19 protein-coding genes and 3 tRNA genes are annotated in these 16,706 nt (G+C 54.4%); 14 read left to right on the top strand and 8 right to left on the bottom strand.

The genetic code is table 11. The annotated features are described in order from the left end of the window. The first annotated feature begins 178 nt into the window (after positions 1-178). The 5 genes from HWX74_RS00980 to HWX74_RS00960 all read left to right on the top strand — a co-directional run bounded on the left by HWX74_RS00980 (position 179) and on the right by HWX74_RS00960 (position 2,025). Complete coding sequence (locus HWX74_RS00980; RefSeq protein WP_176011744.1) at positions 179-742, top strand: hypothetical protein; 564 nt, start codon at positions 179-181, stop codon at positions 740-742. Beyond that, positions 739-903, top strand: coding sequence for a hypothetical protein (locus HWX74_RS00975; protein WP_176011743.1), 165 nt, complete (start codon positions 739-741; stop codon positions 901-903). The genes HWX74_RS00980 and HWX74_RS00975 overlap by 4 nt, the downstream gene beginning before the upstream one ends. Positions 904-1,046: 143 nt before the next feature. Continuing rightward, positions 1,047-1,292 carry a hypothetical protein gene (locus HWX74_RS00970; RefSeq protein WP_176011742.1) on the top strand — a complete coding sequence of 82 codons (246 nt, stop codon included), beginning with the start codon at positions 1,047-1,049 and terminating at the stop codon, positions 1,290-1,292. A 48-nt stretch (positions 1,293-1,340) separates the two neighbouring features. Next, entirely contained in the window at positions 1,341-1,595 is a 255-nt protein-coding gene (locus tag HWX74_RS00965; protein ID WP_176011741.1) for a hypothetical protein, read from the top strand. A gap of 142 nt (positions 1,596-1,737) precedes the next feature. After that, positions 1,738-2,025 (top strand): hypothetical protein, encoded by a 288-nt coding sequence (locus tag HWX74_RS00960; protein WP_176011740.1) that lies wholly within the window; start codon positions 1,738-1,740, stop codon positions 2,023-2,025. A 483-nt stretch (positions 2,026-2,508) separates the two neighbouring features. Here the strand turns inward: HWX74_RS00960 and HWX74_RS00955 are convergent. Continuing rightward, positions 2,509-2,585: transfer RNA gene (locus HWX74_RS00955), tRNA-Met, on the bottom strand. Positions 2,586-2,879: 294 nt separating this feature from the next. Between HWX74_RS00955 and HWX74_RS00950 the strand changes: the two genes are divergently transcribed. From HWX74_RS00950 to HWX74_RS00940, 3 genes are read left to right on the top strand one after another with little or no spacing between them, the layout of a single operon-like run. Then, positions 2,880-7,172, top strand: coding sequence for an AIDA repeat-containing protein (locus HWX74_RS00950; protein WP_217704813.1), 4,293 nt, complete (start codon positions 2,880-2,882; stop codon positions 7,170-7,172). A gap of 18 nt (positions 7,173-7,190) precedes the next feature. Then, positions 7,191-7,397, top strand: coding sequence for a hypothetical protein (locus HWX74_RS00945; RefSeq protein ID WP_176011738.1), 207 nt, complete (start codon positions 7,191-7,193; stop codon positions 7,395-7,397). Between the two features lie 9 nt (positions 7,398-7,406). Beyond that, complete coding sequence (locus tag HWX74_RS00940) at positions 7,407-7,796, top strand: hypothetical protein (RefSeq protein WP_176011737.1); 390 nt, start codon at positions 7,407-7,409, stop codon at positions 7,794-7,796. 142 nt (positions 7,797-7,938) lie between these two features. Here the strand turns inward: HWX74_RS00940 and HWX74_RS00935 are convergent, their stop codons facing one another. Next, positions 7,939-9,261, bottom strand: coding sequence for an IS1380 family transposase (locus HWX74_RS00935; protein WP_176011736.1), 1,323 nt, complete (start codon positions 9,259-9,261; stop codon positions 7,939-7,941). Positions 9,262-9,387: 126 nt separating this feature from the next. On the opposite strand from HWX74_RS00935, the gene HWX74_RS00930 reads away from it, so the two are divergent. Further along, on the top strand, positions 9,388-9,852 hold the full coding sequence (locus tag HWX74_RS00930) for a hypothetical protein (RefSeq protein ID WP_176011735.1): 465 nt from the start codon (positions 9,388-9,390) through the stop codon (positions 9,850-9,852). Here the strand turns inward: HWX74_RS00930 and HWX74_RS00925 are convergent. The 6 genes from HWX74_RS00925 to HWX74_RS00900 all read right to left on the bottom strand — a co-directional run bounded on the left by HWX74_RS00925 (position 9,839) and on the right by HWX74_RS00900 (position 14,027). Next, positions 9,839-10,264 (bottom strand): ATP-binding protein, encoded by a 426-nt coding sequence (locus HWX74_RS00925; protein ID WP_176011734.1) that lies wholly within the window; start codon positions 10,262-10,264, stop codon positions 9,839-9,841. The genes HWX74_RS00930 and HWX74_RS00925 overlap by 14 nt on opposite strands. A gap of 98 nt (positions 10,265-10,362) precedes the next feature. Beyond that, positions 10,363-10,869 carry a Cys-tRNA(Pro) deacylase gene (gene ybaK, locus HWX74_RS00920; RefSeq protein ID WP_176011733.1) on the bottom strand — a complete coding sequence of 169 codons (507 nt, stop codon included), beginning with the start codon at positions 10,867-10,869 and terminating at the stop codon, positions 10,363-10,365. Between the two features lie 2 nt (positions 10,870-10,871). After that, positions 10,872-11,129 (bottom strand): hypothetical protein, encoded by a 258-nt coding sequence (locus tag HWX74_RS00915; RefSeq protein ID WP_176011732.1) that lies wholly within the window; start codon positions 11,127-11,129, stop codon positions 10,872-10,874. After that, positions 11,126-13,153, bottom strand: coding sequence for a SpoIIE family protein phosphatase (locus HWX74_RS00910; RefSeq protein ID WP_176011731.1), 2,028 nt, complete (start codon positions 13,151-13,153; stop codon positions 11,126-11,128). Before HWX74_RS00910 ends, HWX74_RS00915 begins: the two co-directional genes overlap by 4 nt. Positions 13,154-13,169: 16 nt before the next feature. Continuing rightward, positions 13,170-13,685 carry a hypothetical protein gene (locus HWX74_RS00905; RefSeq protein ID WP_176011730.1) on the bottom strand — a complete coding sequence of 172 codons (516 nt, stop codon included), beginning with the start codon at positions 13,683-13,685 and terminating at the stop codon, positions 13,170-13,172. Between the two features lie 3 nt (positions 13,686-13,688). Further along, the gene (locus HWX74_RS00900; protein ID WP_176011729.1) at positions 13,689-14,027 is read right to left on the bottom strand and encodes a hypothetical protein; all 339 of its coding nucleotides are present in this window, start codon (positions 14,025-14,027) and stop codon (positions 13,689-13,691) included. A 212-nt stretch (positions 14,028-14,239) separates the two neighbouring features. Between HWX74_RS00900 and HWX74_RS00895 the strand changes: the two genes are divergently transcribed. From HWX74_RS00895 to HWX74_RS00875, 5 genes are all read left to right on the top strand, one after another. Beyond that, a tRNA-Met gene (locus tag HWX74_RS00895) sits at positions 14,240-14,315 on the top strand. Between the two features lie 23 nt (positions 14,316-14,338). After that, positions 14,339-14,414 (top strand) — tRNA-Met (locus tag HWX74_RS00890). A 65-nt stretch (positions 14,415-14,479) separates the two neighbouring features. Beyond that, the gene (locus HWX74_RS00885) at positions 14,480-14,737 is read left to right on the top strand and encodes a TIGR03905 family TSCPD domain-containing protein (protein WP_176011728.1); all 258 of its coding nucleotides are present in this window, start codon (positions 14,480-14,482) and stop codon (positions 14,735-14,737) included. 101 nt (positions 14,738-14,838) lie between these two features. Continuing rightward, positions 14,839-16,236 carry an argininosuccinate lyase gene (argH, locus tag HWX74_RS00880; protein WP_176011727.1) on the top strand — a complete coding sequence of 466 codons (1,398 nt, stop codon included), beginning with the start codon at positions 14,839-14,841 and terminating at the stop codon, positions 16,234-16,236. Then, complete coding sequence (locus HWX74_RS00875; RefSeq protein WP_176011726.1) at positions 16,221-16,637, top strand: GNAT family N-acetyltransferase; 417 nt, start codon at positions 16,221-16,223, stop codon at positions 16,635-16,637. The genes argH and HWX74_RS00875 overlap by 16 nt, the downstream gene beginning before the upstream one ends. Positions 16,638-16,706: the final 69 nt, after the last annotated feature.

Below are 16,706 nucleotides of genomic sequence, written 5' to 3'. Positions count from 1 at the left end.
ACAAAGAGGCAGAACCTCGATAGCCGAGCGGGAAAATGATTGACCTCTTTCGATCTTCGACAGTCCGGCAAAGTGAAACACTCTTGTCTGGAGATGCTTCGGCAAAGAGTATTTGCGCTGGTTGCGGGCAATGTGAATTGATTCTTGATTTCGATGCCACTGACGATTCACCTACGGTATGCAGGAAAATCGTTTTTTTCACGGTTATTATGATCACTATTGTTTTCTTCCATTGTATGTTTTCTGCGGGGATCAGAAGAGCTGTCCCCGGCTTGCAGAACAACAACGGGGGGAAGGGGGATATGCTCAATTTACTGAAAAACGACAACATTCGACTCTGAAAATAAAAACTTCCGAATCTTCTGAACATTTCTCGACAATTCGACAGTTTCATGCAATGTTCAGGTTAAAGTATCAGCGCCATACAGTTTCCTATGACGGCACATTTGTTGCTGATTCCGTGAATCATGAGTTTGCCCACAGCATTTACAAAGAACGACTCCGGAAAGAATACGAACAAGCCGGGAACCGTACTGTCCGCTATAAAGATACGAAAATCGGCAAAACAACGCTTGAAGCATTCAGGAAAGCGAAAAACAATGGCGATATTTTCAAGATTTCCGCCTATGCCGCGAAGGATGAACAGGAGTTTTTTTCCGAATGCTTTGCTATTTACCGGGTAGATAAAGAGAAGTTGCCGGACTATATTATTGACATGCTGAAAGGAGTGCTGAAAAAATGAGGCCGTCCTATCCGCCAATCTATGACATCTATCTGGAAACAACCGAAGAGAGAACGGTGTGTGTGAAAGACGACACGCCGCCTGAAATCCTGAAAGCTCTCATGGAATACGACCAGGAATATTTCAGCGTCTACGGCCGACATATCTATATTTTCAAGTGATGATCCGCAGCCATGCGGACTGCCGGTGCAGACTGATTGCTTTGATTGTTTTAAAATGCAAATGGTCGGCTTGTCCACATTATGAGGCTTGATAATTTGAAATTCAGTGATATAGTAAAACAATGTTGTAAAAGCAGATAAGTATGATTACGATTGAAAAGGCTTTTGAATTGGCTCAAAAAGCCAATGTCACCGGAATTTCTTTGAGCCGAACCGCCGATGAAACCGCCGATTATTGGTGTTTTTATTACGATACCGATGATGTTCTTATCGGCCCGCGCCCGGTTGCCGTCAACAAAAAGGATGGTAAAGTATGGGGTGTCTTTTATCCGGAACATGCGGATGAACTTGATAACGCTAAGAAAATCGAAGTGCCGGGAGCTCTCTAGTTTGTATTCGATTCCACATATCTGGAAATGTGTAGAGGAGATGTTGAAATGAGTTGTTTTCCTCCCGGATTTGATTATGATTCGTTGCGGACGGCGGCGGATGAAGCGTTGGAACGTCTGGTATTGGCCGAATATTCCAGGAAAGCCATCAAATATCTGGCCGAAAATTATTGCTTTGATCCGCAAGACTGGTTGCGCTATGTCGATCAGGTGTCCGAGCTGTTGAAAGAGCAGCTCCCGGAGTCCGGATTTATTGAAAGGCTCCGGGAAATCAATTACAACTCCCCGATGCGTGATTATTGACCGCCGGTTGACAATTTTCGGATCGTTCTGTATATAACCAATGGATAATGTCCCAAATTTTGTGATGGGATGTGTTGTTTGACAAGGTTGCATCTGCCTTTTATTTTGAGTAACTCAAAATCTCAACATAAAGGGAAGGCAGATGCAAGGTAAAATTAGCATGGACTTGTCGTTTTGCCAATCGGAGAATGGCTTTTCTTTGGACGAACTTGTAACAAAGTTGGCAGAAGTGTATGACCGCAAGGCCTTCGCCGAACTGCTGAAGATGATTTTGCAGATGGTTCAGGAGCTCCTGATGTATCGAATCTTTCATGGCGAAACAGACGCCGGTGCATGGGAGGACTACTGGCAAAAACGTATGCAAATTATCGGCAACGTCGTTATCGGTGTTGGAAACTACAAGTGTGTTTCACAAAATTTGGGACAATAACAACCAATGAGGATCGTCATGAAAACGGGAAAAAAACTTGAAGCTTTCATTCGCGGCATAAAGTCGTGAAATCATTGAATATGCAGTCAAACCGATTGATCCGGCTGTTCCGGAGCGAATTGGCGATTACTGGCGCAAGGTCGGCGGCCATATAGAAAATGCAATGAACAAGCATTCTGTAACTGCGGCCAAATCCTCTGTTACCGTTTCCCAATCCGCGATTTCGTATGCTGGTTGACGCTTTCGGCGTTGCTGTAGTTTCCCTCCTTGCCTGAATGTTGCATGAAACCTCCGAATCTTCTGAACATTTCTCGACGATTCGAAAGTTTCATGCAACATTCAGGTTAAATATTTCTTCTTGAGCCCATGATAGCCTCGGAAAATGCCGTAAAAATGCCGTAATCGCTGTAAGCTAAAGGGTATATTTGAGCATTTTGCAGTTGTTGGAAAAAGAAAAAAAGAAAAGCTTTTGAGGGGAAATTATGGTGGATCCTGAGGGACTTGAACCCGCGACCCGGTGATTATGAGTCACCTGCTCTAACCAACTGAGCTAAGGATCCACTCGAAAGTCCGTTTATTATAGCTTGCGGCAACCGGATTGTCAAGAGGAAGCCCGGCTTTTTCGTTCGGAAAATGGATGTGAGAATTGGATTGACGATTGGATTGCATGCGCTTTTCGGGCTGATAAAAAGCGGAAGAAAAAAGGATAATTTTTTTCTGATAAATGCATTCTTAATTTGTTTTGCATGGCTTCTCCATTATAATATATGTGAGCAGATGGGTTCCGATGAAATCGGACCCGGTTGAAATGAATTTGGAAAGATTTGGCAATTAAATGCTTGTGGAGGTTTTTTATGGCTGATTTTACAACGCCCGTCGAGAGTGGTAAGGTCGTGAGCGGCGAGACCGTTGGCTCTGGAGGAATGCAGATTGTTTCTTCCGGCGGAAAAGCTGTTGACGGCTGGGTGACTGCCGGCGGGGAGCAAACTTTGCTGGCCGGCGCCGAAGCGAACGGCATGACGTTGTCGGGAAACGGGAAAGAATACGGCTTGCAGAACGTGCTTGTCAATGCAACTGCATCGAATACTGTAGTCCAATCGGGCGGACAGCTCAACGTGCGAGAACAAGGTACCGCCATTGATGTAATTTTGGAAGCCGGCGGCGGGGTGGCGACTGAAACTACCGTGACGAAAGTTACCGGTTCGGATACGGTCACCGGACGCATTTTTTCTGTGGAAAACGGAAGCGCGGTCAATTTCGTTGTTGGAGGCGGAGTTGCTTTTGTCGTCCATGACAATAACAAGGCGGTGAATACGCTGGTACGGGAGGAAGGACAATTAACGGTTGAATACGGCGGCAGTGTCAGCTCCACTCAAGTAGTTGGTGTAAGTACGACATTGGTATTGGAAGGCCGTTCTTATCAGACCGTCGTTATTGCCGGCGGGCGTGAAGAAGTGCGGGGGGACGCGACGGCCGAACAAACCAGCATCGAATCCGGAGGTTCGCAAACCGTGTTTACCGATGGAATTGCGAGCAGTACCGTAATTAAGGCTGACGGGACGCAGTATGTGAGTGGCGGGGAGACATACCGTACGGTGATCTCGTCTGGCGGCCGGCAGATTGTTACCAGTCGCGGATTGGATTCCGGAGCGGTCATTTTAGCCGGCGGAAGTCAAGTGATTAGCAGCGGGCGGGCTGTCGCCGAAGATACGCAGGTGGGCGGCATCCAGGAAGTCAGCAATAATGGTTCTGCCAGAAAAGCGACGATTGTGGATGGCGGTCTGCAGATTGTGGGATCGCGCGGACTGTCTTGGAATACGACCGTCCAGGCCGGCGGCCGGGTGGTGGTATCGAAGGGTGGGTTGCTCACCGATATTGTAATTTCCTCGGGCGGACAGTTGGAGGTTCGCGATTCGAATGTCGAGATTAGCGGGAAAGTGCAGATTGACGGCGGTAAAGTTATTACCGGCGAAAAGGTGGATGTGGCTAGCCAGCCCGGGACGGAATTTATATTGAACGGCAATGCCGACTTGAGTGAAGCCCAGTTCACGGTTGCCTCCGGTACCGTCGACGTATACAGCGTCGGAAACTTTTGGGGAAATTTGACGCTGGGAACCGATGGAAAACTGAATATTCATCTTCCGGCGGCCGATGGCTTGAGTCTGACGGTGAGCAATTTGCTGATCGGGGACGGTGCTGTTTATCTGCGAAACGACAATTGGGAAGATAAGACCTATCAGTTCATGTCCGCCAATGATTTGAGCGGCCAGTATTTCCATATCGAAGATTTTACCCGGTTGATTGAAGTCAACAACGGTTTTGCCGTCCGCGTCGGTCTGAAAACTTACAAGCTCGATCAGGTGGAAGGCTTGCTGTCATTGACGGTCGCCAGTATTGATCAGACGGATACGTTGGTCATCGAGACCGCGGAAACGGTGGCGGTTTCCACCAAGTTGAATGTGCTGGTTACCGAAACCGGTTCGCTGACGGTGGCGGATGGGACCGCGCTGACCTTGACCGATTCGACGCATTCGACGGTGACGTTGAGCGGCAATGTGACGGTAACCGGACAGGTGACCGCTGATGCGGCGGCGATTCAATTCGGTTCCGATCAAATCAGTGCTTCCCTCATTTTCGATATCGTCGATCAGCCGGTGACGGTTTCGGCGGTTGCCGCGGTGGCGGGTGACGGGGTGAATCTGGCCGGAATTGCCGGCAGAGATGACGTGGATATCGGCAGCGTTCAGTATGAAGGACTGGGTGAACAGGTGACCGTCCGGGTGGTCGGCAGCGGTCCGGATGCGATCAACGCCTGGGGAATCAGGGCCGCGGACGATCTGGCTTTCGTCGTCAGACAGGCGGCGTCCGCAGCATTGGCCGGCAATGTGCTGGTGGATGCCGGGGCGATGGGCAATGCCTACGGACTCAGCGCCGGTGGAACATTGGCGGCGGAAATTCCGAAAAGCGGCCTGGAGGTCGAGGCTGTTGCCGCCCGGATTACCGGCAAAGTGATTGCCAACGGCGGCGGCCGGGCGATCGCCGTCAGCGCTGCCGACGGCCTGATGTTGACGATCGATGGTGCTTTGTTTGCCGGATACGCCGCCGCCGGCGTTGACCACATTCTGGCGTTGTTGAATGTCGCGGATACTTCCAGTCTGGAGGCGCTCCACGCTTTGGTGAAGAACAGTTCGGAGGCGTATGCCATCCGTTCCGGCTGGTTCAACGGCGAGTGGGTGGCGAATCCGTCAAGCAACGACGACGTGACGGTGAGTACCGGCGCTCTGGTATTCGGCAGTATCGACCTCGGGGGCGGCCGCAATACTTTGATTGGCGGCGAAGCGAAAATTTACGGTCATATTTACCTGGGTACCGGAGTGGCGGAGTTGTCCGGCACTACCTATTCCGGCAGTTTCTACGGCGGCGGCAACCGGATGCGCGGGAAGGCCGCAGTCAACGTGACGCTGTCCAATGTGGTCGGTTACAACTTCTTTGGCGGCGGTTACAAAGCGGGGGTGGATTCGGTCGTGGTGAATTTGAACGGCGCCAGAATCAATTATTTCTATGGCGGCGGCCTGCAGGGCGCGGTCGACAAAACGGTGAACGTGACCGTCAACGATGGTTCCTACTGGAAATTTTATGGCGGCGGCGCCGATGGCGCGGTCAATGGCGACATCACCATTGAAATGAATGGCGGCAGCGTGACCAATGTCCTGTACGGCGGCGGCATCGGCAATGTCGGCGGCAATATCGCTTTGACGATCAATCAGGGGATGGATTTCAGCGCCAAGCCGAATATTTATGGCGGAATCCTGGCCGGTTATACCGGGGCGCTGAACAGTGCGAAGGCGGATGGCACGGTGGAAAATGCGTCCGGCGCCGGCGGCACTGTGACTGGAAATATCACGCTGACGGTGAACGGCGCCACATTGACCGGCTTGGTGCACGGCGGCAATTACAACGAAGGGACCGGTTCTCAGAAGGTCATTTCCGGTGTCGACGGCAAAGTGACGGTTGAATTGGTCGATGCGACGCAACTGGTCGGTGATTCCGGCTGGTTGTTCGGCGGCAGCTATGTCAATGCCGCCCAGGCGGAGGATGTCATCCATAACGGGGTTGAGATCAATGTCAGCGGCGCCTCCGACCTCGGATTTTTACTGGGCGGCAGCCGGGCCGGTCATGGCGGCAGCGCTTCGGTGCAAGGCGGCACTTCAATCAATATTTCCGGCGGTACGTTCAACAAAGATATCTACGGCGGCGGTTTTGCCGGCGCCGGCAGTACTTCAACGGTTACCGGCGGCGCGTCGATCCGGATTGATACGGCCAGTGCGGCGGTGACCATCAATGGGTCGATTTTCCTGGGCGGTTACGCCAACGGCGCCGGTGCGGTGGCGACGGTCGATTCCGGCCGGATCACCTTTACCGGGTCCGGTGAGCGGTTGCAGTTCGACGGCTATGTGAACGGCAGCGGCAAAGCGATCGGCAGCGGCGCCATCGGCGGTTTGCTCGATGAGGAGCAGAGCACCTTGGCTTTCGTCGATTATACCGGCGATTTCAATGCGACAGTGGTCGACGTTTATAAGCTGACGATAGCCGGCAACAGCAGCGTCAATTTGACCAGGGAATTGCCGGCGGGCGGCAGCTTTACCGCTTATGAGTTCGATTTGAGTTCCCGCGATTATGCTTCTGCCGGAACGGCGATGTTGACGGTTAAGAATGGCATGGATTTTTCGATTGCCGATACCGCCCGCCGGAGCGTTACGATCACTTCGGCGGCGCTGGACGGTCAGAAGTCCGGCAGCTTCCTGTTGATCGATTCGACTGCTGAACTGTTGGCTTCGTTGACTGGAAAATTGTTCAATGTGACTTTCGACAGTCTTTCCAAATCCGTTGCCGTCAACAGTTCGTCGACGGTGGCGATCGGCAGCTATGAATGGGGACTGGAGCTGAAGGAAGGCAAGCTGTCGCTGTTCTGGAAGGAACCCGAGGTGCCGACCGGCAATTCGCTGCTGGGTGATTGGTCGGCTTCGATGCAGTTGGCGGATAACGGCAGTTTCGGGGCGGATTTGTCGATGGCGGCGGCGGATGGTTTGCAACTGTACGATGCTGCCGATCGTTCGCTGGTCAGCAAGAACGGCTATTTGGCCTGAATAGAAGGATAGGTGAAAATGATGAAATGGACAAAAATACCATATGACAAGCCGGAACTGACCGCATTCGGGTCATGGCGCGATTTGGCGGTAAATGGCGACTCGGTGCCGGTGGAAGCCGGCCCCGGCGGCGGCAACGGCGGGGCCGAGCCCTATATACTGGTTTTCGATCCGAACACGAACCCCTGGGGTCCCGGAGACGAGAACGGCAATCCGCTGCCGTAAATTTGCGGCATGGGGTTGAATTGTTATTTGCCGCTGCCCGGCGGCCAAAGCTGTCATTATCAGGCGATTGGCCGGCAGGCGTGCCAGCACTTGGCGCACCTGGCGGCGATCGCCGGTTTTGATTCGGCCGGGAGCGGTGAAACGGTCTCGCATTGCCGCATCTGTATCGAAACGGGAGGCCGTCTGACGTTGGCGACGGCGGAATGCCGCTGGTACGGATCGAGTTGTTTCGATCCGGAGAATCCGAAACGTTCCGCCGGGTTGCTGTGGCGTCATATTTTTTACTATGGCCTGCTGGGGGCATTGCTGCCCGGCGGCAGCCTGTTGTTTCATGGCGGGCTGGCGGTGCGCAATGGCCGCGGCCTGCTGGTCGGCGGCGCTAGCCTGAATGTTGCATGAAACTTTCGAATCGTCGAGAAATGTTCAGAAGATTCGGAAGTTTTTATTTTCAGAGTCGGATATTGTCGTTTTTTTGCAAATTGAGCATATTCCCCCTTTCCCCCGTTGTTGTTCGGCGAGCCGGGGACAGCTCTCCAAGGTTTTATTCCCAAGCGATGATTTTCGCAGCGATCAAGCGGAGGAGTTCCTGATTTGGACAAGCACTTGAAAGAGCAACATAAATTTTTCTGGTATTCCGCCGAATAATGGCACCGATTTTCACCAGGTATAAGCGAATGCTGCCGCAGGTAGCCTCGGCAAATTGAGTTCCTGTCAACAACAATGCCCGAAACCGTTCCATGAGAATATAAGCCAAACTTGAAAGCAGAAGCCGGAATTGATTTGCCGCAAAGTCATGGCAGCTCGTCCGATCAGCGAAAAGATCCAGCTGCTGTTCCTTGATCCTGTTTTCCATCTCACCTCGGGCGCAATAGACTTTTTCATAAAGATATTGTCCATCATCATCAAGATTGGTGACGATAAAACGATTATTCGGTCCGGGGGAGTTGAATTCCGCTTTGGCAATCACCCGGCGCGGGTATTTCCAAGTTCCTGCCGCATATTCGAACTGAGTAAACAGTTTTGCTTTTTCATGTGTTTCGTTGTAAAGTGCTTCCGCTTTCACTTGAAGATCTTTTGATAATTCCAGCAAACGTGGATTTTTCGCCAATCCGACAATATATTTGACCTCATTTTTATCACACCAGTTCAGCATTTTCTGCCGACAAAAGCCACTGTCTCCCCGGAAAATAATCTTAACCTTCGGCCATTTCTGCCGAAAGCGCTTTACCAGTAGCGAGAGAATCGCCCAAGCATGCTTGGCCGCATCAATTTTTGATGGACGCAAATAAGCCACAAGCAATTGATCCCCGCAGAAAACATACAACGGCAAAAAGCAATAGTGGTCATAATAGCCATGAAAAAAGCGATTTTCCTGCATCCCGTAAGTGAGGTCATCGGTAGCATCGAAATCAAGAATCAATTCTCGAGGCGGCGTGGAAAAACTTTCGATAAAGAATTCGACAAACAATCGGCTCAAATCTACGCAAGCACGACGATCGATTCCATTTTCGAATCGACATAAAGTGCTTGGAGTGGCGAGTTGACGATCACGACCGACAACAGTTTGAATCAGCGGATCAGTTCGCAATTCATGATGGTCATTGAGATCTTCATGGCCGGCAACCAAACCAAAAACTCGTTGACGAAGCATGCTCAGATAGGAATGCTCAACTTTTCCGGGCTGTCGAAGATCAAAAGAATCCAGCAGGTTACCGGCGCGCCGGGTCAAACCGAGTTTGCGGTCGAATTCTTTCACAAAAAGCAACCCGCCGTCACTGCTGATATCTCCACCGGCGAAATTGAATTCAATTTTTCTGCTTTTCGGACCTTGAAAGACCGGAATCGAAACATTACATTTTGTCATTGGCAGACCTCGGCGTTATATTGTCACGTAAAATATTACAATATAATATATTAGTCGAGAATCTGCCTCTTTGTTTTTGAAAATTTACGCAATATTCAGGCTAGCGGGGTCGGCAAGAGTACTTTGATGCGGCGTTTCCCGGCGGGCTGGGAAGTGCCGGCCGACGATGCGGTGCTGTTGAGTCTGGCCGGCGGGGAGGTGTGGTGTCAGCCGCTGCCAACCTGGAGCATCTGGTTTGCCGGCAGCGCGCCGGAACGGAAATTCGAAGCTTGGCGGCAATGGAAACTGGCGGATGTCTGCCTGCTGGTGCGTTCTGGCGGGCCGAAGTTGGAACCGCTGGCGTCGTCGCCGGCCATCGCGGCTTTGATGGAATGCACGCAGGCATTGATCGGCGATATGATCCGGCGTTGGCCGGCTCAGTTGCGCCGGCGCTACCATTGCAACGCTTTTGCTTTTACGGAACGGCTGCAGCAGGCGTGCCCGGCGAAATTGTTGTCGGTGCCATTGGAGGCCGATTGGGGCGGTTTTCTGGCAGCGCACTTTCCCTATGGGGAAGGGGAGACGGAGCAGCGCGGTTTTACCGGTCGATGACGATGACCAGAATGTTGCGGTTGTTCTGCCGGACGTAGTCCATCGAGCGGACCATATTCTTGATAAGATGAATGCCGAGTCCGCCGACCGGGCATTCGGCCAGTTCGCTTTCCAGCGAACTCGGCGTCACGGTCAGCGGATTGAATTCATGGCCGTCGTCGCAGAGCGTCAGGATCACTTCGCCGGGATTGAAATGAATGCCGATTTCAATGGAGCGCGGTTCCGTATTGTCGTAGCCGTATTTGATGATGTTGGTCGCCATCTCTTCCAGGGCCAGATCGAGAGTGTAACGCGCCTGCGGACTCAGTTGCCGGTACGCTTCCAACTGCCTGATGTTCCCGGCCAGGTGCATCAATTCGTCGAGTTCATTGGGCAGTTGAAACAGATAATTTTTTTCACAATTCCGGGGCATCGCCAAACCGAGTCGTCCTATGATAGTTGATTGTCGTCCATATTCCCGGGGATACCATATCCTCTTTTGAACGTTTTGCAATCGTTTTTGCCGGGTTTTCACGTTGAAAAGTGCCCGGCGGTTTGGCTTTCCCCGGTCAGGTCAACGAAGCTCGCCGCCAGGTGGGCGGCCAGCCTTGCCGGGGAAAGTTCCAGATTGATGCCGATCCGGCCGCCGCTGACGCAGATGGCGTCGTATAAAACGGCGCTCTCGTCGATGAAGGTCGGAAAATGCTTTTTCATCCCCACCGGCGAACAGCCGCCATGCAGGTAGCCGGTCAGCGGCAACAGGGTTTTGGCCGGGATCAGCGCGATATTCTTTTGCTTGGCGGCCTGGGCCGCCAGTTTAAGGTCCAGTTCCCGGTTGACCGGAACCAGGAACACGAAATGTTCCCGGCAGGCGGAAACGGTTACCAGCGTTTTGAAGACCCGCTCCGCTTCACGGCCGATTTTACCGGCGACCGAAAGACCGTCGATCCGGCCGTCGGCGGTCGGATATTCCAACGTTTGATAAACGATGCCGGCCTCGTCGAGCAGGCGCATCGCATTGGTTTTTTTGCCGGACATTTTCAGTACCCGAAGATCCGTTTCCTGGTATCCAGCCGCTGCTGGTCGCGTTGCTGGAAATAATCGTTCAACAGTTGCTGCTCCTGGTCGGATAGCTGGTCTTCGAAGGTTTTCGGCGTTTTCGGCTCGGCGGCATCGGCCGGCCTGGCGCTCGATTCGTTGAAGTACTCGCGCATGGCGCCGCAGCCGCTCAACAGCGGCAACAGCAGTAGGGGCAGGAGAAAACGGCAATGGGGCGTCATATTCAAAAAACCTTTCATAGTCGCGGGCGGTACCAGACCGCCATCATGGTGATATCGTCGAATTGGGCGGTGCCGCCGGCAAAACGGTTGACTGCCGCCAGAACCGTTTCCAGCAGCCGATCGGGCGAAAAGGCCGTCGCCGGCTCGCCGAGCAGCGCCTGCAGGCGCTGTTCACCGAACAACTCCCGGCGCGGATTGTGGGCTTCGGTGATGCCGTCGGTATAGAGAAAAATTTCTTCCCGCGGCTGCATGATCAATCGGCTGCAGGAATAGAGGTGATCGCTGATCGCCAGCGGCGGCCCGTGCAGCTCCTGGATCCAGTGCAGCGTCCGGCCGTCGGCCTGGCGCAGCAATGGCCGGTTGTGGCCGGCGTTGCAGTACTCCAGCACGCCGCTTTCCAGATCGAGAGTGGCCAGGAAACAGGTGACGAACATCATCATCTCATTGTTTTTGGCCAGCGTGGCGTTGATTCTGGTCATGATCTGGCCGCAGTCGAGTTCCGGCCGCGCCAGGCCGCGGTGAAGCGTTTGGACGACGGCCATGAACAGCGCGGCCGGGACGCCTTTGCCGGAGACATCGCCGATGGTGAAACAAAGTTTACGTTCGGACAGGAAGAAGAAATCGAACAGGTCGCCGCCGACCGCTTTGGCGGCGAACAGCTCCGCAAACAGCGAAAATTCTCCTTTGACCGTATAGGGCGACTGCAATTCCGGCAGCAGCCATTTCTGGATGGTCCGGGCAATCTGCAGTTCGCTCTCGATTTTTTCGCGGGCGGCGGTGGTGGTTTTCAACTGCCGCAGATAATCGGTTAACGCCGACTGCATATGCTGAAAGGTGCGGCTCAAGGTGGCGATTTCATCGTGTCCGGCCAAAACCGGAACCGGCGTGTGCAGTTGGCCGCGGCCGATCCGTTCGGCCACCTGGGCCAGCGGCCCGAGCGGAGCCAGACTGCGCCGGGTGATGACGACGACCAGGGTCAGGACCAGCAGGGAACCGGCCAGGCCGATGCAGAACAGATACCATTGAATTTCATTGATTCGCTGGTGCAGCGCCTGATGCGGGAAGAGCAGCGCGACGATCCAGCCGCTGGTCTCCAGGCGGTCGAAGGAGAGATTCAAGTCGGGATCGGAGGGAAAGCGCAGCAGTTTGCCGGCGGCCGGCTGTGGCCGGGAAGGATCGAAAATGGTTTCGAGGGTGTGGCCGACGGTTGTCGTTTCCGGAGTCAACTGGGTGATGCAATGGCCCTGGCTGGAGAGCAGAAAAGCCTCGGAATCGCCCAGGATGGCCTGCAGTTCCGCTTTTTGGGGAATGTCGCCGACCAGCGCATCCAGCCTGTCCAGCGTCATATCCAGACTGACGATGCCGATGAAGCGGCGACTGCCGTCGGCGCCGGTTTGGAAAATCGGCGCCGAATAGGTGGTCATCATTCGATTGCCGAGTGTGGCATCGTAATAGGGTTCGATCCAGACCGCCTGACCGGTTTCGCGGGGCAACCGGAAACCGTGCTCCGCCATGTAGCTGGCCGGATTGGCGTCGGAGATCAGCGTTTCCTGCGCTCCGCCGGCGTCGAAGGCATACCACAAGTGCCATGGTTCGCCGTGACGGCGGTACCCGGCCTGAAAGGCGATGCAGATCGCGTAGACCGGCAACTGTTCCGCCTTCAAATCCCGCAGCGACGCCAGCATGGCCTGCTGCAATTGCGGCGCCGTGGCGGCGGGATTTTCGGCGAGCTGCACGAGAAGTTTCACCGTGCGTTCGAGTTCCAGAAACGTCAAGTCCAACTCCATGGCGGCGTTGTCGGTGACTTCCACGGCGATTTTCGAGGTCGTGGTTTCCAGGTGGCGATGCAGCCCGTAATAGACCGTCGCCAGAATGGCGCCGAGCACCAGCGTGAAAGCGCCGATGACCAGAAAACATTGCTTGAACACCAGACTGCGCCGGCGGAATAACCCGTTCAGCCGGATTGCCAGTCTCCGGACGGTTCCGGCCGCGGCGCGATTTCGCCGTTCCGACCGCTTGCCGGTTGGTCCATCAGCCGTCATGCCGTTGCCTGAACTTTCAATGGAGGGTGACGACGAAATCGTCCGAGGCGACATCGACGGAAGTCAACGTCAGTTCGGCATACATGAGATACGCTCCGGGCGGCATCTTTTCCAGAAACGGCAGCGGGATGGTCACGTCGACGCTGTTGCCGGGAAACAATTCCAACTGGTAATAGTGCAGCGGGTGCTTGACTTCCGGTTCGTAACACTGCCATTCGGCGGTCGGCTCCGGCTGCTCCGGATCGTACGGTTGATAATAGATCCGGATATTTTCCGTCTCCCGCATATGCCACTCATACAGCAGCACGTTGACGGTGTCCTTGTTCAGCAGCCGGAAACGGATTTCCACCGGTTGGCCGGCCGTATATTCCAGGTTGCCGGTCGGCAGCAGCAGCAGATGGTAACGCTCCAGCGGCGGAATTTCCAGGTCGGCCGGCGGTTCGATCAATTGCGGCTCGTAAAAGCTGGGCCGGCCCTCGATGCAGCCGGCCAGCACCGCTGCCAGGATTGCGCTGAACAATGCCGTTTTCATCGTTCAGACCGGCATGCGGGTGTTCTTTTTGTAGGCGTCGCTGCGTTCTCCCATTTTGCGGCGGAAGACGCCGATCACCACCAGAATGCCGCCGAGAATGTAGATGCCCAGCCCGATTTTGCTTTTGAAGACTTCCAGCGTCGAGGCATCTTCGGAGATTTCTCCGGCGATGTTGCCGCGGACGAAATTGACGATGCCGGCCAGGATATAAAAAGCACCGGTCCACAAGCCGAGGCAGATGATGGACATGATCGCCTTGAACAGGTTGTTGCCCATCTTTTCACCCAGATCTTTGGCCGGGTAGCTGGTATAGACAGTGCCGAGGTGCTGTCGGTGACTCATTTCATTGCTCCCTTGCAGTTGAGCCTGAATTCGTGAACAGGCGGTGATTGACAAAATAAGATCGCTGGTAAAAGTACTCTGCATGACTGAAATAGTCAAATTTTTTTCGGCGGTTGACCGCTGGAATCCGGCCTTTTTTTCAATTTTTTTCCGGAAGTCGAACTTGTAAAGCGAATGAAGTGGACTATAATAAGGCCGTGTTGCAGCAATGTGGCGGGTTAGCTCAGTTGGTAGAGCAGCGGAATCATAATCCGCGTGTCACTGGTTCGAGTCCAGTACCCGCTACCATTTTTATTTCTGCCGTTGTTTTCGGCGGGTTAGCTCAGTTGGTAGAGCAGCGGAATCATAATCCGCGTGTCACTGGTTCAAGTCCAGTACCCGCTACCACTCTTCACTGTCTGAAATGATCCATAGGTTCGATACGTTCTGTTGTTTTACTGGAGAAATGATTGATGCAGAAATTTTCGTTCAAACCGGCGCCGGGGGTTTGCAGCCGGAACATTGAATTTACGTTGGATGACGGCAGGATCGTCGCGGTCGATTTTGTCGGCGGTTGTCCGGGCAATTTGCTCGGCATCTCCAAACTGGTCGCCGGTATGGAGGCGGAGAAGGTGATCGGTCTTCTGGAAAATATCCGTTGCGGCAGTAAAGTGACTTCCTGCCCGGATCAGTTTGCCAGGGCGTTGAAGGCGGCGATCGGCAAAAAGTAATCCCGGAAAAGGATTCCGCCGCCCGGATGTTGAAAAATTGCGGAAGACCGGCTATCTTTTAGGGATGTTTGCGAATCAAATACAAATCGGAAGGTGATGACATGGCGCTGTGGGGCGGACGGTTTGAGGCGGAGACCAATGAATATCTGAAACAGTTTTCGGAGTCGATTTCATATGACAAACGGCTGTATGCCTGGGATATCGCCGGCAGCAAAGCGCATGTGACGATGCTCGGCGCTCAGCGGATCATCCCGGAAGCGACGGCCCGGACGATCATCGCCGAGCTTGACGCGATCAAAGCGCGCATCGACCGCGGCGAGTTCGAATTCAAAATCGAGCTGGAAGACATCCACATGCACATCGAAAGCGCCCTGATCGACAAGCTCGGCGCCGAAGGGGCCCGGGTTCACAGCGCCCGCAGCCGCAACGACCAGGTGGCTTTGGATATCCGGCTGTATCTGCGCGATGAAATCGGGCAGTTGATCCGGTTGTTGCGGGCTTTCCAGCGCGCTCTGCTCGAACAGGCCGAAGCGAATGCCGAAGTGATCATGCCGGGCTTTACCCATCTGCAGCATGCTCAGGTGGTGCTGTTCGCCCATCATCTGCTGGCTTATGTTGAAATGTTCTCCCGTGACGCGGAGCGGCTGGAGGAGTGCCGGCGGCGGGTCAACGTCATGCCGCTGGGTTCCGGCGCGCTGGCCGGTTCGACGCTGCCGATCGACCGGGAGATGGTCTGCCGGCTGCTGAACTTCGACCGGGTGACGCGCAACAGCATGGATGCGGTTGCCGATCGCGATTTCGCCATCGAACTGGTGGCCGACCTGGCGATGTTCGCCATGCATGTGTCGCGGCTCTCCGAGGATTTGATCCTCTGGTGCTCGCAGGAATTTGCCTTTGTCGAACTGGGCGATGCGTTCTGCACCGGTTCCAGCCTGATGCCGCAGAAGAAAAATCCGGATGTCGCCGAGCTGTCCCGCGGCAAAACGGCGCGGGTTTATGGCGCGCTGACCGCGCTTTTGACCTTGTGCAAGGGATTGCCGTTGACTTACAACCGGGATTTGCAGGAGGATAAGGAGCAGATTTTCGACGCGCTGGATACTGTGAAGATGATTTTGAAAATTTATCCGCCGATGATCGCTTCGATGAAGCCGAACGCCGGGCGGATGGCCGCCGCTGCTGCTGATCCGGCGCTGATGGCGACCGATCTGGCGGAAAAGCTGGTGGAACTGGGCGTGCCGTTCCGGACCGCCCATCACCGGGTTGGCGCTCTGGTGAAATATTGCCGTGAGCAAGGCCGGGCGCTGGATGGGTTGGAGCTGGCGGAGATGCGGTCGGTCATCCCGGAAGCGACGGCGGAGTGCACTCGTTTGTTTGATCCCCGCGGCAGCGTCGCCAAGCGGGAAATCGTCGGCGGGACCGGTTTTCAGGCGGTCAAGGCGCAGATCGATTTCTGGAAGAAGCAGTTGGCGGCCGAGGTCGGTTCATGCCCGGCGAATTGATTTTTTCCTCCGACCCGGCGGATGAAAAAGCGGTGGTTGAAGGATTGAAGGAATTCAACTTCCCTTATTTCGGTACGCATCAGCCGGAGAACGGTACGATTGTCGCCAGACGGGAAGACGGCTCGCTGCGCGGCGGTTTGGTGTTTTGCCGGCAGGGGCGGGCGTTTGAAGTGAAATACCTCTGGGTCGGCGCCTCCGAACGCGGCCGCGGACTCGGCAGCCGTCTGCTGGCGGCGGCCGAGGAGAAAGCGCGGGACTGGGAGTGCCGCTATGTCTGGCTGTTCACCAACTCTTTTCAGGGGCCGAAATTTTATCCGAAATTCGGTTATCGGGTCTTTGCGACCTTCGAGGATACGCCGGTTATCGGCAATGTCGTCTATTTTTTCCGGAAGGAACTGTAAGCGGGGCGGTTTCGGCGCCGTTTCGCCGGCGGGCCGGGAACCTGCCGGGCATTTTGCCGGTCAGAAGGA

This window comes from Victivallis sp. Marseille-Q1083 (assembly GCF_903645315.1).
GTDB lineage: Bacteria > Verrucomicrobiota > Lentisphaeria > Victivallales > Victivallaceae > UMGS1518.
Note: the sequence above shows the minus strand (reverse complement) of the source record. Positions and strands in the feature narration are given on the sequence as shown.